Below are 23,971 nucleotides of genomic sequence, written 5' to 3' on the forward strand. Positions count from 1 at the left end.
GTTCCCTGTGTGTAAAAGATAAAGTGAGCAGCGAGATCGAATCAATCTTTCTTTTGTGCTCTTAACTGCGCAACCAAGCTTTGCATATCTTCAGGTAAAGGCGCTTCGATCACAGGATAACCAGGAATTTCAAGACGCATTGCATGTAGGCTCAATCGACGAGCTTTGGGTCCACGATACTCTGTTTCATGACCATACTTATCGTCACCCACTAAAGGATGACCAATACTTAAACCATGCACACGAATTTGATGGGTACGGCCTGACAGTGGAGACGCATAGACCAGTGTCGCATGCATAAAGCGCTCGGCAACTTTCCATTGTGTCTTAGATTCTTTACCTTCTTCTGAGACACGTACACGACGTTCACCATTGGACAGCTCATAGCGCAATAAAGGTTGATTAATCAACTGTTGATCTAAACTCACTTGACCTTTAACAATCGCAGCATAGGTTTTTTTAATTTTATGCTCACGCAACATGTCTTGTAACGCCTTCAATGTGCTGCGTTTTTTACTCACCATCACCAGACCCGAAGTATCGCGGTCAATACGATGAATCAATTCCAAATATTTTTTACCTGTTGCCGCGCGTAAGCCTTCAATTAAGCCATAAGCCACACCGCTTCCACCATGTACGGCAATTCCAGACGGCTTGTTGACCACCAATAAACCTTCATCCTCATACACCACACGGCTGAGTAAGCTTTGTGCAACCTTATCGGATACAGGTGCATCAGTTTCGTCTTTTTGCTCAAAGCGAATAGGTGCAACACGGATTTGATCGCCAATCGCTAGCTTAGTTTCTGCTTTTATACGCTTTTTATTGACGCGTACTTGACCTTCACGAATTAAACGATAAATACGGCTTTTCGGCACACCTTTCAGGCGAGTAAATAAGAAATTATCGATGCGCTGGCCTTCTTGATGCTCGTCTACTTCAAACCAAGTTACATTTTGCCATTGTTGCGTAGAATTCATACAGTTAGGTGATCCAATAAAAAACTAAAATTTGATTAAAAACTGATCATTTAGACTATGCTTTTCATACAAAATAAGCATATAGCCCATAGGCAGATGATTCAAGGTTTGCTATAGTCAGCGCACGGATACCACCGTAAGTGAAATTTAGTGCCACCCTTTTTTAAAAATGAAAGCGTGACACAAACGATAAAATTCACGATAGATGCGGAAAGGTCCCAAAAGAATATGCCGACGCCGAAGGCTTTATTATATCGGCAAAAAGACAAACTGTTGCGTTTAATTGTACTTAAAGTACAGAAATCAGTTTGTTTAAAAATATATGTCGCCAACCCAGACGTTGGTTTTTAAACATAAACTGATACACATCAGGCAAGTCGCTGTAGAGTGTTATTCAGGACATAAGTGTTTGAGGCATTGGAACTGCACAATTTGTAAAGGTACGATGATAATTCCGTATCAAGACGCTCTCACAAAAGTTGAGATGCTCTTCGAGCAATGTGATAGTGAAAGACGAATCAAATCAGTCATCCAATGCACCACTTAAGTGCCAGTGAAGAGCTCAAAACTTTAATCGTGCAAAGATTAAAGAAGTATTGCAGCATCAATACAGGCATCAAACCCAACCTTGCTCAAAACAAGTGGGTAAATTACTCAGATCATATTGGATGTATCCGTGATTTGAGCATTGATCCAATATTTTAGATGTTCGCTTCACTTAAAAAAGATAGCGAGTTGTTGGTGTGAATCACTATTAGGTGTTACACCCATGAAACGTATGTTGATTAATGCAACACATGCCGAAGAAGTTCGCGTTGCACTCATCACTGGTCACCGTCTTTACGATTTCGATTTAGAAAACCGTACACGTGAACAAAAGAAAGCCAATATCTATAAAGGCCATGTCACTCGCGTAGAGCCTTCTTTAGAAGCTGTATTTGTAGAGTATGGTGCGGGTCGTCAAGGTTTCTTGTCGATGCGCGAAATTGCCAATACTTATTACAAGGCAGACCCTCGCCAAACATCAAATATTCGTGAACTCATCACTGAAGGCACTGAACTTTTGGTTCAAGTTGAAAAAGAAGAGCGTGGCAACAAAGGCGCTGCACTTTCAACTTATATTTCCCTTGCTGGTCGCTATTTAGTCTTGATGCCGAACAACCCAAAAGGTGGTGGTATTAGTCGTCAAATTTCAGGTTCAGTTCGTGAAGAACTCAAAGAAATGTTGGCGTCATTAAATACCCCTCGTGGTATGAGCGTAATCGTTCGTACAGCAGGGATTGGCCGTTCACAAGAAGAACTGCAACTTGATCTTCAACATTTGTTAGACCTGTGGGCACAAATCCAAGGTACAGCAAACTCTGGTCCATCACCAATGCTTGTTCATCAAGAAGCTGGTGTGGTGACGCGTGCTATCCGTGACTATTTACGTGATGATGTTGCAGAAATTTTAATTGACTCAGAGCAAGCCTATAACGAAGCCTATAACTTTGTTAAAGCGGTAATGCCAAATCAATTGGATAAGCTAAAAACCTATACGTTAAATGAACCGTTATTTGCGCATTTTGGTATTGAAAGTCAAATTCAAACAGCTTATGAACGTGAAGTTAAACTTCCTTCAGGCGGTTCAATTGTAATCGACCAAACTGAAGCACTGGTTTCAATCGACATCAACTCGGCGAAATCAACACGCGGACATGATGTAGAAGAAACTGCGCTCAGCACCAACTTAGAAGCAGCTGAAGAAATTGCTCGCCAATTACGTTTACGTGATATTGGTGGTTTGGTGGTGATCGACTTTATCGATATGACCAAAGAGCGCAACCAACGTATGGTTGAAGCTAAACTTCGTGAAGCGACGCAAAGTGATCGTGCCCGTATCCAGTTCGGTCAATTGTCACGTTTTGGTTTAATGGAAATGAGCCGTCAACGCTTACGCCCATCTCTTGAAGAAGCTACAGGTTATGTATGCCCTCGCTGTCATGGCACAGGTATGGTACGTGATCTACGTTCTCTTTCTCTTTCAATTATGCGTAAAGTTGAAGAGATTGCATTACGTGAACGTCAAGGTGAAGTTCAAGTTGAAGTGCCTGTTGAAATTGCAGCATTCTTATTGAATGAAAAGCGTCACAGTCTGGTTTACTTAGAACAAACGTCAAATGTGCGTGTTACTGTACTGCCACATCCACATTTAGAAACACCACATTACGAAATCTCATATAACCCAGAAGGTTTTGCGCCAACTAGCTATGAACGTACTGAAGCTACCCGTTCAAGCGAAAAAGAATTGGGCTATGAGTCATCTGAGTGGCATTTAGAAGAAGAGCAAACGCAACACAATGCTGCACCAGCTCAAGCACAAAACAATAAACAAAACAGAAAGCAACAACCTGCTCAAGCTCAAAAAGCTCAGCAAGCGGTTCAAGCACAAGTTGCTCAACCTGCTTCAAGTCCATGTGCTTGGTTAGAAAATCTGTTTGTACAAAAACAAGCAGCAACTGTTGACCAATCACGTACTGCAAACAATGCAGCTGCAGCCATTGAACAAATGATTAACGGTGGTGCTGTAAGCCGTGGTCAATTTGGCCAAGTGAATAGCAATAGCGCGCCAGCTGCAATTGAAGCTCAAGTTGTTGCTGAAACCAATGCTTATCTTTCACATGCACCTGTTCAAAAACAAGAACCACGTGAATATGAAAAACAGGGTGAGAAAGAAGAACGAACTCCGCGTAACAACAACAATAAAAATAAAAATCGCAACAAGCACAAAGAGTCACGTGAACAAAACACTGATCAACATCAAGTGATTGAAGAAGTGGTTCAGGTGCCTCGTCAAGAGCAACGCCAAGAACAGCGTCAGGAACAACGTGATCAACGTCGTCAGCAAAAGCAGCCACGTCAACAGCATGATCAAAATGCTGAAACGAATCATGCTGAACAAGCTGTTCCACGTCGTGATCGTAACCATCAGCAACGTCCAAACCGCCCAAATCGTCATCGCGATAGCAGCGTGTTTAATGATGAGCAACAACAAGCGCCAAACAACAATGCGCCTGTAGAGCATAATCAACCTCAAGAGAAACAACCTAAGGTTGAACTCATTGACACCCCGAAGCATGCAGCACTTGAAACAGCTTTAGTGGTTAACCTTGATCAAGCTCAAAGTGAAATTGTGGCATTAAACCCGCAACAAGTTGCTGCGCCAGCAAGCAACAAGCCGAAGCGTCATGATCGCAATGAAAAAGCTGAAACTGTTGCTAAAGCACCTCGCACTGTAGATGCTCAACCAGCTACTGCACCGGCTGTAGAAAGTCAGGCTGTAACGACTGAAGCAAAAGCACCTGCAGCAGCAGAGGTTCAAGCAGAACAGCCTGTGCAACGTGCCAGCAATGACCCGCGCCAAAAACGCCGTCAACAACGTGACGCTGCTCAAGCAAAAGCGGCACCGCCTAAAATCGCACCATCTCAAGTACCGACATTAAATCAGTACACAGTGGGAACGTTGATTCGTCATGTCTATGGTGATGACTGTGCGGTACTGATTGAACAGTTTGGGTTAATTCCAACATTCAATCGTGCTTTGGTTAAGTTTACTGAAGAATATTCAGCGACCTTAACTGTGGTAGAAAAGACCGATGTACAAAGCAAGCAGCCTGTAACACGCGATGTTGCTATCTCTAAAGCAGCACCAGAAGCACAACCTGCTGATGTTTTAGACTTAACGCCACCGAAGCCTGAGAATGATCGCCGTGTAGCGAATGATCCTCGTGAACGTCGTCGTTTAGCAAAACAAGCGGCTGTACAAGCAAAGCAAGAGCATCAAGCTGAACTTGAGCAACAACCGGAAGAAGTGAAAACTGAGACCCAAGCAAGTCCAGTTGAAGCAGCACCTGTGGTTACTCAAGCAGAAGAAGTGCAAGCTGAAACGCCTGTAGAAACGACAGTTGAAACAGCGCCTGCGGAAGCTCAAGTGGTTAAAGCAGCCCCTGCTAAGTCAGCTGAGAAAGCAGTTGTTGCAACTGAAAAGGCGAAAAAGCCACAACAATCGCTTGCTTTAGATACGACTGCTGAAGCGGCTGTAGATGAAGATGCACAAAAGGCAGACAATGTGGCAACAGATGAAAAACCTGCCCGCCCTCGTCGCCCTCGTGGTCGCCCGCCAAAAAAAGCGACACCGCCAGCGGATGAGTAATGTGTAAAAATTTGCTTAAAATGTAGCGATTAAAGAGAACCTAGTCATTTCGATGGCTAGGTTTTTTTGCTATTTTGAAGAGATTATCAGGACATTTGTCAGATTAGGTTGATTGCACTAGTCTTATACGATTAAAAAGACAAATGTAATGTGAGTCAATGACACTCTAAAAATTGTATTGGATTACGAAAAATAAATAGGATTGATATGAGTCAAACAACACAGGCCGATCTCATCGGATTTACTGATGTCGCAGAGCGCTTACCACAGCTCATCAATAAGCTTCCCAATATCCTGACTGGACTTAAACAAGCTTATATCAGAACACCCAATACACCTGCTGGGCTAGGTCTTGCTTTTGAACGTGCTGTAAAACGCAATCCTTATGGTGATGCGTTATTATTTGAAGATCAACGCTATAGTTATAAAGAACTGAATAACTGGGCCAATCAAATTGCACACTTTTATCTTTCTATTGGCATAAAAAAAGGCGATGCGATCACCGTGATGATCGAAAATCGTCCTGAGTTGATTGCGACCGTGATTGCACTGGCAAAAATTGGCGTAACAACAGCTTTAGTCAATACCTCACAGACAGGTAAAGTCCTGACGCATAGTATCAATTTGGTCAATCCTGTTGCGGTGATCGTCGGTGAAGAATGCCGTGCTGCGGTAGATGAGATTCGTCAAGACTTAAACATTGCTCAAGACCGCATCCATTGGTTTGCAGATCAAAATACAACGCAAGACTCGGGTACAGCACCTCAAGGCTTTATCAATCTCGCTGAAAAAATTCAACAATTTCCAAAATTCAATCCTTCGACCACACAAAGTGTCAAAGGGAAAGATGGCTTGTTTTATATCTATACCTCTGGCACAACGGGTTTACCTAAAGCTGTGGTCTTTACCAACAGTCGTTGGACCTTGGCATATGGAACATATGGTCATGTCTTAAACTTAGGTGAAGATGATGTGATGTACTGCACTTTACCGCTTTACCATGCAACAGGTATGGTGGTGTGCTGGTGTGGTGCTATTGCAGGTGGTTCAGCTTTGGCAATCCGTCGTAAATTCTCTACCTCTGCATTCTGGTCTGATGTCAAAAAGTTTAATGCGTCCGCAATTGGTTATGTCGGTGAACTTTGCCGCTACCTTATGGATGCACCTGCTTCAGAACTTGATCATACGCACCGTGTCACCAAAATGATCGGTAATGGTATGCGTCCAAATATTTGGGGCAAGTTTAAAGAACGCTTTGGTATCGAAGAAATTTTAGAACTTTATGCCTCTAGTGAAGGAAATGTAGGCTTCAGTAATGTTTTTAATTTTAACAATACTGTTGGCTTCTCCCCTACACCTTATGCCATCGTCCAGTTCGATAAAGAAAAAAATGAAGCAATCCGTGACAGTCATGGTGCATGTCAAAAGGTCAAAAAAGGTGAAGTGGGCTTATTGATTGGTAAAATCACCAAGCGCTCCCCTTTTGATGGCTATACAGACCCAGAAAAGAACAAGTCAGTGATCATGAAAGATGTCTTTAAAAAGGGCGATTCTTACTTTATTACTGGTGACTTGGTTCGTGATATTGGTTTCCGACACGCGCAATTTGTCGATCGCCTTGGCGATACTTTCCGCTGGAAAGGTGAAAATGTTTCAACCACCGAAGTTGAAAATATTTGTAGTGAATACCCTAAAATCACAGAAGCTGTGGTTTACGGCGTTGAAATTCCAAATACCAATGGTCGAGCAGGTATGGCTGCCATTACTTTACATGATGGTGAAGAACTGACTGAACAAGATCTAAGCCAGCTTGCAGTCGAGTTTAAAAAGAACTTGCCAGCCTATGCTGTTCCGGTATTTTTACGTATCCAACAAATTGTAGAAACGACGGGTACATTTAAATATCAGAAAAATAAATTAAAGGAACAAGCCTTTAATCCTGAAAAAACCTCTGATCGTTTATTGGTTTTACTGCCAAGTGCCAATGCCTATTGTGATGTCACTGCGGAAGTTTTTGCCAATATTGAAGCTTATAAATACCGCTTCTAAAGCTAAAAGCCCTGATTTCAGGGCTTTTTTAGTCCATTTTGTGTTATTTATAACCGAACGTTGCAAACTTTCTTAATTTTTACTTGCGCTCTATCAATATCTTGCTAAAATACGCTCCATCAAAACAAAGTGGTGTTTAAAAACTTTTTAGTTTTCTTGCACTACACATTCAAGCCTAGCTTGGATGAAGGTTCAGGGTCGTTAGCTCAGCTGGTAGAGCAGCGGACTTTTAATCCGTTGGTCCCGCGTTCGAATCGCGGACGACCCACCACTTAATTGTTTTGACCTGTAAATGGATAGCGATAGAAAATTCTCAATTTTCACAAATATCGTGTAAAGCATCGCTTTATACATCCTTGCTCAGGGTCGTTAGCTCAGCTGGTAGAGCAGCGGACTTTTAATCCGTTGGTCCCGCGTTCGAATCGCGGACGACCCACCATCTTCATGTTTCAACCTGTAAATAGATACCGATAGAAAATTCTCGATTTTCACTGATATCGGGTAAAGCAACGCGCTTTACACATCTCGCTCAGGGTCGTTAGCTCAGCTGGTAGAGCAGCGGACTTTTAATCCGTTGGTCCCGCGTTCGAATCGCGGACGACCCACCATTCTTTCTTAGGGCTTCTTTCTGTACATTTAAAGTACTACAATAGAAACGAAACCTGCAAACGTTCCGACCAAGACCAAACATCTTTATTAGATGCTTCGCCATTCTCGAAATTTTGCTTCATCTTTTGTTCTGGTTTAATCATGTTTTAAACAAGTTCAGGGTTGTTAGCTCAGTTGGTAGAGCAGTAGACTCTTAATCTATTGGTCGTGGGTTCGAACCCCACACAACCCACCAGATTTTTAAGTCATTTCTCCCCCTTAAAATAAGCTCAGTTGAATTATTTTTCTGATAGCTGCACGCCCTAATCAAACGGATTGTTTTATCCTTCAATGATGACGAAGCATCAATACTCAAATATTGACTGAGACGTGCGTTAACGGTTTTAGCTTAAAACTACCAAGCCTACAATCACAATCAGATGACACGACCGAACTGAATAGCTAAAAAGCTTTTATTCTTCTTATTGAACGAGCAAATATAAAATCATCGCTAGCAAGATAATATTCTCCTGCTTGACGAGTCATCGTATTCCCCCTCCCAAACAATATAAAACCGTACCCAATAACCAAGATTGCGCACGGTTTAATTATGCGTATGATAATTCAATTAAAACAATCAGCGGGAATTTACCCAGTGGGTTATTTCTGTTGAAGGATAAAATCTGCGGCACGTTCGCCAATCATAATACATGGTGCATTGGTATTGCCTGACACAAGATCAGGCATAATGGATGCATCAGCAATACGCAGATTATTAAAACCAACGACCTTAAGCTTTGGATCGACCACACTCATTGCATCAATCCCCATCTTACATGTTCCCACGGGATGAAATACGGTTGCAGCATATTCACAAACATAGGCTTGATAATCTGCATCGGTTTTAACATCAGGTCCGGGTAAGATTTCTCGACCATTGAACGCCTTAAATACATCTTGCTTTAAAATACGCTGTGCCAGTTTAATTCCTTCAATCAGCACTTGCATATCTTGTTCTTTTTCAAGGAAGTTATAATCAATCTCAATCTGCTTTTGGGCATTCACACGTATTTCACCAATGCTCTTGGGTCTTAAAACACAGGTGTGGATTGCATAGCCATGTCCCCATTCAAACAGGCGACCACGATGACTCCGATACCCCGGAACAAAGTGAAATTGCACATCCGGTAAATCTGTTGCCAGGGGTGTTTTTGCAAAGCCTCCTGCTTCTACATAGTTGGTGGTCAACCAGCCTTTTCTTTTGAGTGCATACTGGAATGGTGCGGGCAGTATAGATGCCAAAGCCCCAACGGAAAAACCCAGTGTTCTTGAACTATTTGTTCTAACCGTCACCAAACCATCAATATGCTCTTGCAAGTTTTTACCTACCCCTGGTAAATCAACCTTACATTCAATACCAGCCTGTTCCAACTCAGATTTCGGACCAATACCAGATTTCATCAATAATAACGGCGAAACAAAAGCACCAGCAGAGAGGATTAACTCTTTATTGATTCTGATATCAAAATTTTGTCCTTGTCGTTGCACATGAATCGAGTGCACTTGCCCCTCACTATGATGAATACGCTCAACCTCGCATTCAGTCACCACTGTAAGGTTTGAACGTGTCAATATCGGCTGAACGAATGCTTTAAAGCTGGATAGACGCTGACCATCACGTTGAGTCACATCATATATCCCCACACCTTCGCTTGATGCAGCATTAAAATCTTGATTCTCTTTTAGATTGAGCAAAGTAGCAGCTTGGATAAAGAGTTTAGATAATGGGTTAGAATCTTTCGGATGATCAACAAACAACTCGCCATCAACACCATGAAAAGCTAAGTCTTGCTGAATGACATTTTTTTCAGAGCGTTTAAAGAAGGGTAAAACCTCTTTCCAGCCCCATCCAACACAACCTTTCGCCTCCCAATTGTCATAATCAGAGGCATTTCCGCGAATATAAATCATACTGTTCATTGAACTTGAACCACCGACCATTTTGCCACGTGGGGCATGGATTTGACGATTATTCAAACGTTTCTGTGGGGTAGAAAAGAAATTCCAGCTGTATTTTTTACTCTTATATAACGTGATCGTTCCTGCTGGAATCTGAATGCGTGGCGAATTATCAGCAGCGCCTGCTTCAATCAAACAGACACGGGTATTTGGGTCTTCACTTAGTCGATTGGCAATCACACTCCCCGCCGAACCCGCGCCAACAATGACATAATCATAGCTATGTTGCTGTAATTGTTGATTGTCTATTTCAGGTAATGTGCGTTTATATAACATCGCCACAACATAATACAGTGGGCTAACCACCAGTAAACCAACTGCCCATGAGATATCCACCTCGCCCAGTAATTTGGCAAGCGGACCAACATACAGCGGCGTAGATAAAAATGGAATCTGAATCAAAATCCCAATCACATAACAGATTAATGCAGGCCAATTGAAGTAACCATAAATCCCACCATCAGGTTTAAAGAAAGATGGCACATCATATTCAGTATGATGGATAAAGTAATAATCGATGAGGTTGATGGCTGTCCATGGAATCAGTACACACATGAGCAAGAGAATAAAATTGACATAACTCTCGACAAAGCTTTCCGAACTTGAAACAGATAAGAACATCGCCACACTAAATAAGCTTAATGCCACTATGGTTCTGGCAAGTACTCGCGGTGACCACCGGTGAAAAATCGTTTGTAGAATAGTGATGCTCGATAAAGTACCACAGTACAAATTCATTGAGTTTGTGGCAGCAATCCCGAGAGAAAAGACGATAATCAAAGCGGTACTGAATAGACCGGACCCGGTTAAGTGAATTAAGCCTTGAATAAAGTCACCACTATAGGCACGAGCAACAGTTAAGCCCAAGATCATTGAAATCAGTGAGCCGAGTGAACAGCCCCAATAGCTTGCCCAAAATGCAGTTTTTGCCCCAGTCGCTTTAGGCAAATAGCGGGAATAATCTGATACATACGGGGCATAAGCCAACTGCCATAATGCGGCAATGGATAAGGTTCCCATAAAGCCAATGCTTGAAAACGTTCCCAGCTGAAAGAAATCTTGGGGGAAGTATTGCGAACTAAATACACGAATAAAAGCAGCAAGCAGCATTAAACCTGAAAGTACCGCAAGGATTTGGGTGTATTTATGAATGAGTTTATAACCAAAAATAACTGCAATCAGACTCCCAATCGCAATAATTGTAATGCCTTGTACCTTGGAAATCGGCTGATAAATTGTATGTAGCGCTTCACCACCAACCACCAGATTGGATGCATAAAAACCCAAGTACATAATCACCACGACGCCAACAACAAGCAAAGCCCCATAGAAACCAAATTGCCCGCGTGTCTGAATCATTTGCGGCACTGCAAGTTGTGGGCCTTGCGCAGAATGCAGTGCGACAAAAATCGCACCAACAAGATTTCCTAAAACCAATGCCATTAAGGCAGAAAAGAAACTCAAATTAAAAACTGTAACCGCCAATGATCCAGTAAACATGGTCAATAACATAATGTTTGAGCCAAACCAGATCGTAAATAGATCGCGTGCTTTACCGTGACGTTGATTTTCAGGAATTGCCTGAATCGTACTACTTTCCATAGTTGTGATAGACATAAGGAATCCATTCCATAAATAAAAAGTTATAACCAATCTGAGAGCTGGCTTAAATTTTTATATTCAGTATCAAACCTTTAGTTTTTTTAAAGTAAGGCTAAAAAGGGCTGAATAGCGTAGTTACTCCATCGCAAAGAGATCAAAATCATTTGCGAAATCATCTTAAAATTTCAAATTAAGACCATTTAATATGTTGAAAATATTGAGGCCAGAATAATCACGAACAAATTAAAGAAAAATTATCTCAGGCTTGTATTTGTTCGATATTCAATATCGACCTATACACCAGCTTGGGTACCACTTGAATTGAATAAAAACGATGGGTGAAAAGCAGATCATTGATCTAGGGTTAAAAAAAGTAATTTATCGTTCAAAAGAATTTTTTATTAAAAAATAATTACATAAATAATCATTAAAAAATTTAACTCAATTGGATAAAAGTCATCGTTATACCCAAGCGATTCAGATTTTTTGAGGCATGTGTTCTGAATATTCTATTATCTCTTTATAACATCAGTACTTAAGATAACAAAAACAAAAATGCGTCGTTGATCGACATAAAAAAGGATTTTGGAATAATCCAAATTTTTACGAAAAGGAAATCAATATGATTAAACCAGTAATTTTATCGGTAATGCTAACAACAATGGCAACTCATTCTGCTATGGCCTCAGAAACAGGACATTCATCAGGTCTTAGCTTAAGCGGTTCTACTGCACTGACAACGGACTACCGTTTCCGTGGTTTATCCCAATCTCGTAATGATCCTGCGGTACAAGGGACCTTTGTACTGTCACATGATTCTGGTTTATACGGCGGAATCTTTGCTGCCAATACGGACTTTGGTGGTTCAACATCACCACATTTTGAGTTTACCTCATATATTGGCTATAACACGGCATTAAATTGGTCTGAAAAAGTTAAGCCAACACTAGATTTAAGCTATAACCGATTTAGCTACCCGGGTTGGTCGGATTGGGCATGGCATGAGTTTTCTGCACGTTTAACCCTTGATAACGTATTTTTGGTTAAAGATAGTCTCCTCACCAATATTAATTATAGTGATGACTATATTGGATTTGCAGGTAATGCATGGAACTTCACCTTAGGCTATTCAGTACCATTGGCTGAAACAGGTTTTGGTCTAACTTCAAGTATTGGTTATTCCATCATCCAAGATAAAGGTGCATTGATTGATCTCAATGCTGACAATTATGTCGATTGGAAGCTTGGGGTGAATTATCAATTTAAAACACTTGAAGGCTTAACTGCAGAGTTATCTGCAGTCGGTACCAACTTGAATACCGATCAGCTCTCTAAAAGTGAAAAACGTACAGTCGCAAACGGTGCAATTTTTAGTTTAACCAAAGCGTTTTAACATTGCATTTTTAGAGGATACACAATGTTTAACTGCTAACTGATTTTCTAAGATTTGTTCAATTTAAAAAATGCTTTTCTGAGATGATCATTTATTTCAAAACTTTAAATTTTAAATGTGTCATTCTGGTGGGTTACACCCTAAAGCCCCACCAGATTGTTTAAATCAACATATGTCTTGATCAAAACAGCGTTCTTATTCAAATGCGCTTATTCGATTGTTTCGCTTTTTAATTATCAAATTTCTTTAACACATAAGCTTTTGTTGGTGCAGTATGGTGTTGACTAAAATAGAGTCGATTTTCTTCAGTTCCATTAACGATTTTATCAATATCCATCACCAAGTCGTTTTGTGCATCCACTTTGTAATAGAACTGAATACCTTCAATTCGGTTAATCACAATTTCATGATTTACTTCGTCATAGACCCAAGTATTTTTTTGATAACCACGGTTCGGTTTTATATCATTATTTTCATAGGTCATTTTCCCCATATATACAAAGGTACGATGTGCGGTACCGTCTGGGAGTAAGTTAATAATAAACTCTGCACTGCCTTTTTCACACTTGGCAAAAGGATCTTCACAACTCATTTGAACATGATAACGTCCTACAAATGCCTCAGCTTTTGTGGAAACTACGTCGCTTTGCTGGTCTTGCCCTTTCATTTCTGCCATTGCAGGTAAGGTGGCTTGACCCGCAAGATCGGTCAGTTTTTTACCTTCACTTGCATTGGCACGTTGTGGCGTTGGCTGCAAAGCAAGCTCACTGGATGAATTTTGTGTGTCAGATGCACCTTGTTGTTTATCATTTGATTTTGAGGAATCGCAAGCACTCAGTACTGTACAAATACTGATGCCTAAAATTCGAAAAAAAATTACTTTATGAAAAGTTAAATACATAAATCCAAATAACCCAATTACACCGTGCCAGACACATCAAAAATGAATGTGTATATGTATATCTTATTGTGTTGTACCGTTTCTCGAAATCTTAACGGTGTATTTTTTACAAAAGTATAAAAAACATATTTGTCTCAATCATCTCCCTATAAGTTTGGACACTTTTTACATTATTTTTAATGATTTAAGTGGTGTTGTTACACAGTCTTAACAATTTTAATCGGTGATTCACTTGAAGAATCAAACAGAAACGCCACTATTTACTTATATAAATTCATTTTTAATTTTTTTAATCATGAATGATGATGAATAACTTTAAGGAGATTTAAATGGCCAATTCTGGTTTATATCGTTCAAGCCGACATAATATGATCGCCGGTGTAATGGGCGGTATTGCTGAAAGTTTTGGTTGGAATGTCACATTACTACGCATTATTTTCGTAATTGTTTCATGTTTGAGCGCAGCTTTTCCAGGTATTCTGGTGTATTTAGTGCTTTGGTTAATTATGCCAAAACAAAAATTGCAGCTAAATGAACCGCAAAGCTATGAACGCCCTGTACGAACCATTTATGAAGAGAAAACCCATTAATTGACTTCGATTTAAAGATATGACCCTTTTCAGCTACAACAGTTCCCCCAAACTGCTGTAGCTTTTTTTATACCGCATCATTTTTAAACAGTATCATTGTGAATTATTGAGTTGTTGCTGTAATGCTGCAATCATATCTGCGCGACTAATAATCCCGACCATTTTTTGATGATCAACCACAGGGATATAATTAAAAGAGCGTTCAACGAAATAAGGCACCAAGTCTTGAATCGGTTGTGTCGGCTGTACAGTCACCACTTGTCGATTCATAATTTGTTTGACCAAATGTTCCCAAGGGGCCCGAGCATCGGCAGCGCGTTTAAACCATTCTACAATTTCATACAATGCCAATGTGCCAACCAATTCCTGATCCGCGTTGAGCACGGGCAAACTCATCAAATTCACATGTTTAAACTTATCTAAAGCTTGGTGAATATCATCTTGCTCATCCAAGCTCAGCACATCCTTGCTCATAATATCTTGGCAAAGGTATTGATGTACTGCTCTTGCGTTGGCCTTTGCTTGTGCTTCTAAAATGATTTTTTGTAAATCATATTCACTAATATCTAAAAGCTGTGTCTGTTGTTCTAACACATCTTGAATATCTTGCGGTTGAATCGTGACTTTCTGTGTCGGCGTTGGATCTTTAGAACGTGTATTGAGCTGTGCAACCTGTGGATATTGCTTTCCAAACATACGATTAAAAATGATTGCAATCACCAGCAGCAAGACTGAATTGAGTAATACTGGATAAAAAATAAATTGATAACCCAACTGATGAATAGAAGCGCCACCCAATACGGCAGTAATCGCCACTGCGCCACTTGGCGGATGCAATGAATCTGTACTCATCATCAAAAATATCGACAACGCAACAGCAACACTAAATGCCTCGGTTGGATTGGAAATAAAGATGGCACAGGTCACGCCGACTAAACCTGCAATGGTATTCCCCACCACCATATTCCAAGGTTGTGCTAAAGGACTCGCGGGTACAGCAAAGAGCAATACTGAGGACGCGCCCATCGGTGCGATATACCATGCATTAAAGCCACCGAGTACATACCAACTGATTAATGATGACACTGCTAATCCGAGCAGTGCCCCAACACCACAGACTAAACGATCTTTTAGCGGTAAAACTTTAAAATTGGGTTTTAAGGTATTTAACCATTCAAGTTGCGTATGAAACACGACAGTCCTGCGCTTTAACACGGTTTAAAGTGTGAATTATACGATGTTGTGGTTATAAGATATATTTATTATCTATCTTAAATGGATAAATTTTTCGCCGATATTTCTCATCTACTGATTTTTCACTGGGCATATTCAGTCAATTGATCAAGTCTTTTCCCATATTCTTGCATTGGGCAAAACGCATACATGGGTGAACCAATATAACTTCCAGCATTTTGGCACTCCTGATCAACATAAGCTTTCCATAAGCGTTGTGATTTCATGATGTCATTATAACGTTCTTGCCGAAGGTCTATCTGACTCTGTTTTTTGATCTGATCAAGAACTTTGACAATTTCTTTTTCATAATATGCCCTGCTCTGGTTACTACATGATTCAACCACAGTATTGTTAATGTTACCTAAAGCCAGTTTTTCGATGGTTTGTTCAACACATTGGTTATATACATCAGGTGAAGCAGCACTCTGTTCTGCATAAGCTGATATTGAACAAATAGTTGTAGATAAAACCATCATGATTGTGCATGCTCTTATCATATTTATTCCTTTGTTGTTTTGATCATGGCTCAATATAGCAATAAATCGATTTTAAAGGCTTTGTTTTTAGCACCCAGTCTGAGCTTAATCCTATTGATCGCATTTTTTCTTTTTATGAATCATCAATATGATATACAGTCTTTACTCACAATATTTGGTATCAGCTTAATCGTTTATCTGATTTATTGCATTCTTGTCATTCCAATTGCGTATGTCATTTCACTTTGGCTTGCACATCAGTATTGGCTTAATTTTTTCAGTATTTTCGTCGGCTCACTGTTGATGTGGTTAATTGTCAGCATCATTGGCTATCTGGTTTTTACTGGATCATTGCCTACACCGCTATGGAAACTATTGAGCGATTGGTTTTTTTATGCAATTTCTGTATTTGCAGGGTGCTGTTATTGGGGTTTATTAAAAGTATTCTCCAGACCATCATTCACGACTCACGATAATGTAGATAGAACTGATTACTAAAGATCTCCTCTGGATCATATTTTTTCTTCAAACTAAAAAAAGCATCCGTTTGCGGATAGGCTAAACGCATCTTGTCGCGACTTACATGTAAGCGATAAGGCAAATAAAATGTGCCTTGGTTTTTAAGTGTAATATCAACCAATTGCTGAGTCAGTTGTTGCATATCCTGCTCTTGTTGTGGGGTCTTCTTTTGATTAAACAGAAACACCAAGCCAAAAACGTCCTCTCGGGCATAATTCATAAATGCATCATGATCATGTTCAACTTCACGAATCGTGATATTGAGTAGATCCACTTTTTTAGTTTTTAAAACGGGCTTGAGATCTTGAATAAACTGAGCCAAGTGCTGCTTTGGAATAAAATATTCATGCAATAGATCGGTTGAATGGATATCTTTATTTTCAATCAAGGCGGCATCTTCACTGAGAATTTCATTGCGACTAAATATCGCATAAGGCGATACTGAATTCAGACTACTTTCTAGATCCCAGCGTAGCCGTTTGCCGTATTCACTATCGACAGAGCCACGGAACACAATCCGCTTAGTTTCAGCGTTTTTACTTTGCTGTTGTGACAAGGCTAAAGGTTTTTTATCGATTTTTTCAAAATAGTTTAAGGTTGCCTGCTGTAAAAAATGCTTGTCTGAAATACGTAAACGACCATAAGCAAATTGTACATCTGGATTATTGCTGACAATCTTTTGGTACGCGTTTACATAGTCTTCAGGTAAAACTGAAATTGATTGAAATGTTAAAGCAACATTATCTACAACTTTTAATTTTACATCGAGAATAATGCCAAATAATCCATAGCCACCAATCACCAATTTAAACAGTTCAGGATGTTCTGTACGACTACATTTTACAATTTCTCCCTGGGCATTCATCAAGGTAAATGACTCAACACTGGATGAAATAGGGGGTGAATTCTTTTGCCAACCATGTCCATTGACACTGATCGAGCCGCCAATTGAGAAATTACTAAACGCTTGCATCACTGCAATTGATTTACCATAGCGGTCTAGATACCGAAGTGCCTCTTCCCACGTTGCACCTGAACCAATCGTGAGAATATTACTCTTCTCATCAAAGCTCATGTGGTTATAAGGCAACATATTCAGTGCAATACCATCAGGGTAAATGGTGTGCCCGCCCATACTGTGCTTAGCCCCCGCAATCGAGACTTTTAGATGATGTTCAGCTGTATATTTAAGTAAAGTTTTAAGTTGTTGTTGAATCGCTTCGGGTGTACTTTCTACATCGACAATTTTATGCACTTTTGTCAAATTAAGATGACTGGCATCATCCCGATAACCTGTAGGAATATGCTCAATTCCCTGTTGCTCATTGATTTTTGTTTTAAAAAGATGAATTGCAGGAATAGAAATAACTGCCAATAGAATAAGGAGAAGGCTTAGCCAAAGTTTGTTTTTCTGTATTTTTTGCATAAGGGATGATTTAAAAATGTTTTAAATTTATTCAATAATTTATAAGCTATAAATATTAAAAAAGCAAAATACCGATAAAGTTTGTCAGTGATCAAAATCATCATTTATAATGACTTCCACCATAAAAACAATATCTTAAAATAAGGAGAATATATGGCTTATATTATGGTGGACATCGAAGCAGATGGTCCAATTCCCGGTGATTACTCAATGATTGCGCTAGGTGCAGTGTTGGTCGAAGATCACTTACATCAACAATTCTACGGTTTACTTAAACCAATTTCCGAGAATTATATTCCTCAAGCGCTCGCAGTTTCAGGCTTTAGTCGTGAAGAAACCCTAAGCTTTAACAATCCTGAGCATGTTATGAAAGACTTTGCCAAGTGGGTGAGTAAAGTCAGTAAAGATCGCCCTATCTTTATTAGCGATAATAATGGTTTTGACTGGATGTTTGTCTGTTGGTATTTTCATCATTTTACTGGCAGTAATCCGTTTGGATTTAGTTCACAAAATTTAGGCAGTTTGTATAAAGGACTGGTCAAAGATAGCTTTCAAAGTTTTAAGCATTTACGTAAAACAGCACATACCCATAACCCTGTTGATGATGCCAAAGGCAATGCAGAAGCTTTATTGGCAATGAAAAAGGATTATGGATTGAAGATTAAGTTTTAGATATCGCTAGATTAGCCAGTCATGACTCAAGACTAATCTTTGCTAAAGAAAGTTTTTAATACATTCGCTGCATTAATCGCAATTCTTCAGGTTTTGGAATCTCACCTGTTTGTCCTAAAGCATGATATTTTTTAGTTAAATCTTCACGAACTAACTTCGCTTTTTCAGGATTTTTAGCAATGCCTTTGGTTCCATTTTCCAAACGATCTAAAAAGTAGATACCCACTAATATATTGTCCTGTTCATAATATTTTTGATACAACTCCATCGCTCTTTTTGGATCTGCCTTGATCAAATTCCCTTGCTCATAATAGAGTGGTAGGTTCAACTGTGCGCGTTCATGCCCTGCTTCAGCTGCTTTTGCCAACCACTCCATTGAAAGTTGAGGATTGTAAATTTTCCACTGTTCCTGAGCATATAATTCTGACAAAGTAAAATAAGCAGATTTTGGGTCTTGATCATGCTTTGCGTTTTCAGTTTCTTCAAATAACTCTATTTCATAAGTCAGATCTTCAAACTTTTTATCCGTTTTTAATAATCTTACAATTGCCTGTTGTGCTGGAATGTTATTTTCATCTGCTCGGGTCGCAATTTTGTAATAATTCATAGCTTCACCCAAATGTGCTTTTAAATAAGGCTTTTGTTCTGCCATTTGTCCCATCATAAAACCGACAAAACCACCTGCATCAAATTGTAACGAATAGATACGCCAAGCTTTTTTCCAATATTTTAAAGCCTTTGCTTCATTCACCTCTGTGCCTATACCATACGCATAGGCATAACTTAAATATGCCCATATTGGAGTTGGATAATCATCATTATCCCCCATGTGTTTTTCGATGGTATGAAATATACGAACTGCTGTTTCTTTTCTATCTGGATCAGCACAATGCTGATTAAGTACAGGGTAGAAAATATAGGCTTCTGAATTTCTCTTTCCAACTGCATCAAGCAGCAACTCAAAAGCCTGTTGTTGATCAATAGCAACTTTATCGCCGTAATATAATTTTTGTGCTTTAACCATTAGGTTATAGGCTTCTAATTCTTCAGGCTCTACTTCAGATACATCTTTTTGGGTCGGTTTCATTTGCTTTTTCTGTTCTTCTGAGAGCCCCAATTGACCAAATAAAGTCTCTAAAGTTTGATTAATCATTTTTGCATTTGGATAACCTTCTATGGGTGATTGAACATACAACTCCCACAATACTTCTTGATCAAATCCTTTATTTATTTGATAAAACTCTTTAAAAATAGGCGCTGTTTGTGGGGCGAAACAAGGGGCTTCTTCTATATTTACTGCATAACTTGATGTTGTAGATATAAAACCTAAAGTCGCTATGTACATAAAATAATTGAATTTTTTCATATTAAGATTGCTCATTTTGATATAAAAATTAAATTTATAAATTTTTAAAAAAGTATTTTTCAAATTATATATAAAATAATTCAATTAGTTAATTTTATTTTAAAACAAATTATTCAATATTTTGACAAGAACCGCTAGCATTGAAAAACCCTGTAGTTTGAAAATTAAGTTTAATTAGCCCTTTCTAATTTTGCTACAGCCCAATAATGATCTTGTGCATTTTATCATCCTCTAAATTCGCCCCTATGATTTCTAAATAATTCATTTACTTAACATTGAATGAATCGTTGTGACATCGTCATGATGAACTTCCGACATTCAGCTTTTGAAGTGCCCTCTACCTTTACAAAGTTCATGAATATAAATTTTTTATGTTAATATCAAACATATAATTTAACTTATTTAATTTTACCAATGAACAAAATAATCCATTTCATCATTTTAACTTCTTCTTTTTTCCTTGCTGCATGTAGTACATCAAATGAACCTGTAATTTTAGAAACAAAGCAAATTGCAATGACGGGCGAACCATCAAGCACACTTGAACTTACGCTGATTAAAAAAGATAAAATCTGCATCTTAAAAGCAAAAACCACTTCTAAAAATATACCAACAATAGAAAAAGATTGGGCTTTTTTTAGGGATGATCTCATTTTAATATCTGAAAATTCAAGCTCGGAACCCGTAATCAATAGTGATGCTCCAGATGCAAAAATTGAAGAGCACATTGAGGAAATGAAAATAAGAAAAGAGGCCAAAGAAATAAAAAGCTTTATCTCAAAAGAAAATCTGAAAAAATGTACATAAGTTGATCTGCGATAAGAATCAATATTTATAGACTAACCTTTGCCACACCTCCCCAAAATCCTTATACTTAGAACCAATTTTTTCTAATACTTATAGTGGATGCTGCATGAGTCGCGCCATATCGCATATTGATACATTCCAAGGCTTAATTCTTGCCTTACAAAACTACTGGGCTGAACAAGGTTGTGTGGTGTTACAGCCTTACGATATGGAAATGGGCGCAGGGACATTTCACACTGCAACATTCTTACGTGCGCTTGGGCCAGAAACATGGAACGCAGCATACGTTCAACCCTCACGTCGTCCTAAAGACGGTCGTTATGGTGAAAACCCAAACCGTTTACAACACTACTATCAATTCCAAGTGGTGCTTAAACCGAACCCTGACAATATCCAACAACTGTATCTAGACTCTTTAGAAGCGATTGGTATTGACACGCTTACACATGACATTCGTTTTGTAGAAGACAACTGGGAATCTCCAACATTGGGCGCTTGGGGCTTAGGTTGGGAAGTGTGGTTAAACGGTATGGAAGTGACTCAGTTTACTTACTTCCAACAAGTCGGTGGGGTTGAATGCTACCCAGTCACAGGTGAAATCACTTACGGTCTTGAACGTCTGGCAATGTACTTGCAAGGTGTTGATTCAGTTTATGACTTGGTTTGGACCAAAGGTCAATTTGGTACAGTCACCTACGGTGATGTGTTTCATCAAAATGAAGTAGAGCAATCAACTTATAACTTTGAATATGCCAACGTTGAAAAAATGTTTGAACTCTTCGATTTTTATGAAGCTGAAGCAACCCGTTTAATGGAAGCGGAACTTCCACTTCCAGCATATGAGCAAGTCATCAAAGCATCACACAGCTTTAACTTACTCGATGCACGTGGTGCTATTTCTGTCACTGAGCGTCAACGTTATATTTTACGTGTGCGTACTTTGGCACGCTCTATTGCACAAAGCTATGTGGCTGCTCGTGCCAAACTCGGTTTCCCAATGGCTGAACCGCATTTACGTGACGAAGTGCTTGCACAGTTAAAAGCACAAGTTGAAGCAGAAGCAAAAGCTGAGGAGAATAAATAATGTCTAAACATACAGTTTTATTCGAACTTGGCTGTGAAGAATTACCACCTAAAAGCTTAAAGACCTTACGTGATGCGTTACAAGCTGAAACGGTTAAAGGTTTAAAAGACGCAGGTTTGGCATTTGATTCAATTGAAGCTTATGCAGCACCACGTCGTTTGGCATTAAAAATTGTCAATGTTGATGGTGCACAAGCAGACACTCAAAAGCGTTTTGATGGCCCTGCCCTACAAGCTGCTTATGATGCAGAAGGCAAACCAACTAAAGCCTTAGAAGGCTTTATGCGTGGTCAAGGCATTACTGCGGATCAAGTATCAACTTTCCAAGCAGGTAAAGTTGAAAAAGTTTGCTATTTAAAAGATGTGAAAGGTCAAAGTCTTGACGCTTTACTTCCACAAATTTTACAAACAGCACTGGATAATCTACCCATCGCAAAACGTATGCGTTCTGCGGCAAGCCGTACTGAATTTGTTCGTCCAGTGAAATGGGTCGTCTTGTTAAAAGACAATGATGTGATTGATGCAACGATTCAGGATCATAAAGCGGGTAATCTGACCTATGGTCATCGTTTCCATGCGCCTGAAGCGATTTCACTCACAAATTCAGATGATTATTTACCGAAATTAAAAGCAGCACATGTCGTAGCTTCTTTTGAAGAGCGTCAAGCAATCATTGACCAACAAGTTAAAGCTTTGGCTGATGAAGTCAATGCGATTGCCATCGTTCCTGCTGACCTACGTGATGAAGTGACTGCATTGGTTGAATGGCCTGTTGCGCTACGTGCAAGCTTTGAAGAACGTTTCCTTGCGGTACCTCAAGAAGCCTTGATTACCACGATGCAAGACAACCAGAAGTATTTCTGTTTGGTCAATGCAGCACATAAATTACAGCCTTATTTCATTACTGTTTCCAATATTGAGTCTAAAGATCCAACTCAAATCATTGAAGGCAATGAAAAAGTTGTACGTCCTCGTTTGTCTGATGCAGAGTTTTTCTTCTTACAAGATCAAAAGCAACCCCTTGCTTCTCGTAAAGAGAAATTAGCCAATATGGTCTTCCAAGCACAATTGGGCACACTTTGGAACAAGTCTGAACGTATTGCAAAATTGGCTGTGGCGTTATCCGCAATCACGGGTGCAAATTCTGTAGATGCTGAAAAAGCTGCTCTGCTTGCAAAATGTGACTTAACTTCAGAGTTAGTCGGAGAATTTCCTGAACTTCAAGGGATCGCGGGAACTTATTACGCACGTATTGAAGGCGAAAATGATGAAGTTGCTGAAGCTTTAGGTGAACAATATTTACCTAAGTTCGCTGGCGATGTTCTACCAAAAACGAAAACAGGTACAACCATTGCCCTTGCTGATCGTTTAGATACCCTCACAGGTATCTTCGGGATTGGTCAAGCACCAACAGGTTCGAAAGATCCATTTGCTTTACGTCGTTCTGCGATTGGTATCTTGCGTTTGGTGACTGAAAACAATCTTGATGTTTCGATTGAAGAACTGATCAAGCTTGCTTTGGCTGCTTATGGCGATGTATTGAAAGATCATGCGAAGACTTTAGCCGATGCTGTCGCATTCCTTGAAGGTCGTTACCGTGCTAAGTACGAAGACCAAGGTGTTGCGGTTGATGTGATTCAGGCTGTTCAAGCACTTTCTCCAAAATCTCCACTTGATTTTGATAAGCGTGTGACGGCGGTAAATCATTTCCGTGACTTGCCAGAAGCTGCTGCTTTGGCTGCTGCCAATAAGCGTGTTGCCAATATCTTGGCAAAAGAAGCTGCACCTACAGGTGAGGTTGTTGAAGCTAAATTGCTTGAAGATGCTGAAAAAGCGCTTTATACCGAGATTCAAAATATCAAACCTGCAGTTCAACCACTTTTGGACGCGAAAGACTATACCACTGCGCTTTCTAAGTTGGCTGCGCTTCGTGCACCGATTGATGCATTCTTTGAGAATGTGATGGTCATGGCAGATGATGCAGAACTCAAAACAAACCGTTTACGTTTACTTACACAGTTACGTGACTTGTTTACAAGCGTTGCAGATATTTCGGTGTTACAGCACTAAGT

The 23,971-nt window shown here is 39.6% G+C and carries 16 protein-coding genes and 4 tRNA genes; 13 read left to right on the plus strand and 7 right to left on the minus strand.

Annotated features, from left to right (window positions below; translation table 11 throughout):
* Nucleotides 1-41 precede the first annotated feature (41 nt).
* The gene (locus CQZ96_RS11575; RefSeq protein WP_004718156.1) at nt 42-980 is read right to left on the minus strand and encodes an RluA family pseudouridine synthase; all 939 of its coding nucleotides are present in this window, start codon (nt 978-980) and stop codon (nt 42-44) included.
* 769 nt (nt 981-1,749) lie between these two features.
* Between CQZ96_RS11575 and CQZ96_RS11580 the strand changes: the two genes are divergently transcribed.
* The 6 genes from CQZ96_RS11580 to CQZ96_RS11605 all read left to right on the plus strand — a co-directional run bounded on the left by CQZ96_RS11580 (nt 1,750) and on the right by CQZ96_RS11605 (nt 8,065).
* Nucleotides 1,750-5,172 carry an Rne/Rng family ribonuclease gene (locus CQZ96_RS11580; RefSeq protein WP_105713999.1) on the plus strand — a complete coding sequence of 1,141 codons (3,423 nt, stop codon included), beginning with the start codon at nt 1,750-1,752 and terminating at the stop codon, nt 5,170-5,172.
* Between the two features lie 207 nt (nt 5,173-5,379).
* The gene (locus CQZ96_RS11585; protein WP_105714000.1) at nt 5,380-7,221 is read left to right on the plus strand and encodes a long-chain-acyl-CoA synthetase; all 1,842 of its coding nucleotides are present in this window, start codon (nt 5,380-5,382) and stop codon (nt 7,219-7,221) included.
* Nucleotides 7,222-7,416: 195 nt separating this feature from the next.
* Nucleotides 7,417-7,492: transfer RNA gene (locus CQZ96_RS11590), tRNA-Lys, on the plus strand.
* 92 nt (nt 7,493-7,584) lie between these two features.
* Nucleotides 7,585-7,660 (plus strand) — tRNA-Lys (locus CQZ96_RS11595).
* A gap of 93 nt (nt 7,661-7,753) precedes the next feature.
* Nucleotides 7,754-7,829, plus strand: a tRNA-Lys gene (locus CQZ96_RS11600).
* A gap of 160 nt (nt 7,830-7,989) precedes the next feature.
* Nucleotides 7,990-8,065, plus strand: a tRNA-Lys gene (locus tag CQZ96_RS11605).
* 404 nt (nt 8,066-8,469) lie between these two features.
* Here the strand turns inward: CQZ96_RS11605 and CQZ96_RS11610 are convergent.
* Nucleotides 8,470-11,445, minus strand: coding sequence for a cytosine permease (locus CQZ96_RS11610; RefSeq protein ID WP_105714001.1), 2,976 nt, complete (start codon nt 11,443-11,445; stop codon nt 8,470-8,472).
* A 607-nt stretch (nt 11,446-12,052) separates the two neighbouring features.
* Here CQZ96_RS11610 and CQZ96_RS11615 point away from each other — a divergent pair.
* Entirely contained in the window at nt 12,053-12,823 is a 771-nt protein-coding gene (locus CQZ96_RS11615) for a TorF family putative porin (protein WP_105714002.1), read from the plus strand.
* A gap of 229 nt (nt 12,824-13,052) precedes the next feature.
* On the opposite strand, the gene CQZ96_RS11620 is transcribed toward CQZ96_RS11615, so the two are convergent.
* The gene (locus CQZ96_RS11620; protein ID WP_105714003.1) at nt 13,053-13,724 is read right to left on the minus strand and encodes a hypothetical protein; all 672 of its coding nucleotides are present in this window, start codon (nt 13,722-13,724) and stop codon (nt 13,053-13,055) included.
* Nucleotides 13,725-14,053: 329 nt separating this feature from the next.
* Between CQZ96_RS11620 and CQZ96_RS11625 the strand changes: the two genes are divergently transcribed.
* Nucleotides 14,054-14,314 (plus strand): PspC domain-containing protein, encoded by a 261-nt coding sequence (locus tag CQZ96_RS11625; RefSeq protein ID WP_105714004.1) that lies wholly within the window; start codon nt 14,054-14,056, stop codon nt 14,312-14,314.
* Between the two features lie 93 nt (nt 14,315-14,407).
* On the opposite strand, the gene CQZ96_RS11630 is transcribed toward CQZ96_RS11625, so the two are convergent.
* Both CQZ96_RS11630 and CQZ96_RS11635 read right to left on the minus strand, forming a co-directional pair.
* Complete coding sequence (locus CQZ96_RS11630) at nt 14,408-15,508, minus strand: HPP family protein (RefSeq protein ID WP_105714005.1); 1,101 nt, start codon at nt 15,506-15,508, stop codon at nt 14,408-14,410.
* 122 nt (nt 15,509-15,630) lie between these two features.
* The gene (locus CQZ96_RS11635) at nt 15,631-16,047 is read right to left on the minus strand and encodes a lysozyme inhibitor LprI family protein (RefSeq protein WP_105714006.1); all 417 of its coding nucleotides are present in this window, start codon (nt 16,045-16,047) and stop codon (nt 15,631-15,633) included.
* Nucleotides 16,048-16,071: 24 nt separating this feature from the next.
* On the opposite strand from CQZ96_RS11635, the gene CQZ96_RS11640 reads away from it, so the two are divergent.
* Entirely contained in the window at nt 16,072-16,524 is a 453-nt protein-coding gene (locus CQZ96_RS11640) for a hypothetical protein (protein ID WP_105714007.1), read from the plus strand.
* Here the strand turns inward: CQZ96_RS11640 and CQZ96_RS11645 are convergent.
* Nucleotides 16,487-17,971 (minus strand): FAD-binding oxidoreductase, encoded by a 1,485-nt coding sequence (locus CQZ96_RS11645; protein WP_105714008.1) that lies wholly within the window; start codon nt 17,969-17,971, stop codon nt 16,487-16,489. The genes CQZ96_RS11640 and CQZ96_RS11645 overlap by 38 nt on opposite strands.
* 153 nt (nt 17,972-18,124) lie before the next feature.
* Here CQZ96_RS11645 and CQZ96_RS11650 point away from each other — a divergent pair, with 153 nt between their 5' ends.
* Nucleotides 18,125-18,643 carry a 3'-5' exoribonuclease gene (locus CQZ96_RS11650; protein ID WP_056516792.1) on the plus strand — a complete coding sequence of 173 codons (519 nt, stop codon included), beginning with the start codon at nt 18,125-18,127 and terminating at the stop codon, nt 18,641-18,643.
* Between the two features lie 55 nt (nt 18,644-18,698).
* Here the strand turns inward: CQZ96_RS11650 and CQZ96_RS11655 are convergent, their stop codons facing one another.
* Entirely contained in the window at nt 18,699-20,009 is a 1,311-nt protein-coding gene (locus CQZ96_RS11655; RefSeq protein ID WP_105714009.1) for a tetratricopeptide repeat protein, read from the minus strand.
* Nucleotides 20,010-20,423: 414 nt separating this feature from the next.
* On the opposite strand from CQZ96_RS11655, the gene CQZ96_RS11660 reads away from it, so the two are divergent.
* From CQZ96_RS11660 to glyS, 3 genes are all read left to right on the plus strand, one after another.
* Entirely contained in the window at nt 20,424-20,816 is a 393-nt protein-coding gene (locus CQZ96_RS11660; protein ID WP_056516786.1) for a hypothetical protein, read from the plus strand.
* A 106-nt stretch (nt 20,817-20,922) separates the two neighbouring features.
* A complete protein-coding gene (gene glyQ, locus CQZ96_RS11665; protein WP_004718182.1) occupies nt 20,923-21,900 on the plus strand; it encodes a glycine--tRNA ligase subunit alpha in 978 nt (325 codons plus the stop codon).
* Nucleotides 21,900-23,969 (plus strand): glycine--tRNA ligase subunit beta, encoded by a 2,070-nt coding sequence (gene glyS / locus CQZ96_RS11670; protein WP_105714010.1) that lies wholly within the window; start codon nt 21,900-21,902, stop codon nt 23,967-23,969. Before glyQ ends, glyS begins: the two co-directional genes overlap by 1 nt.
* The last annotated feature ends 2 nt before the right edge of the window (nt 23,970-23,971 follow it).

Source organism: Acinetobacter sp. MYb10 (assembly GCF_002980175.2).
GTDB lineage: Bacteria > Pseudomonadota > Gammaproteobacteria > Pseudomonadales > Moraxellaceae > Acinetobacter > Acinetobacter guillouiae.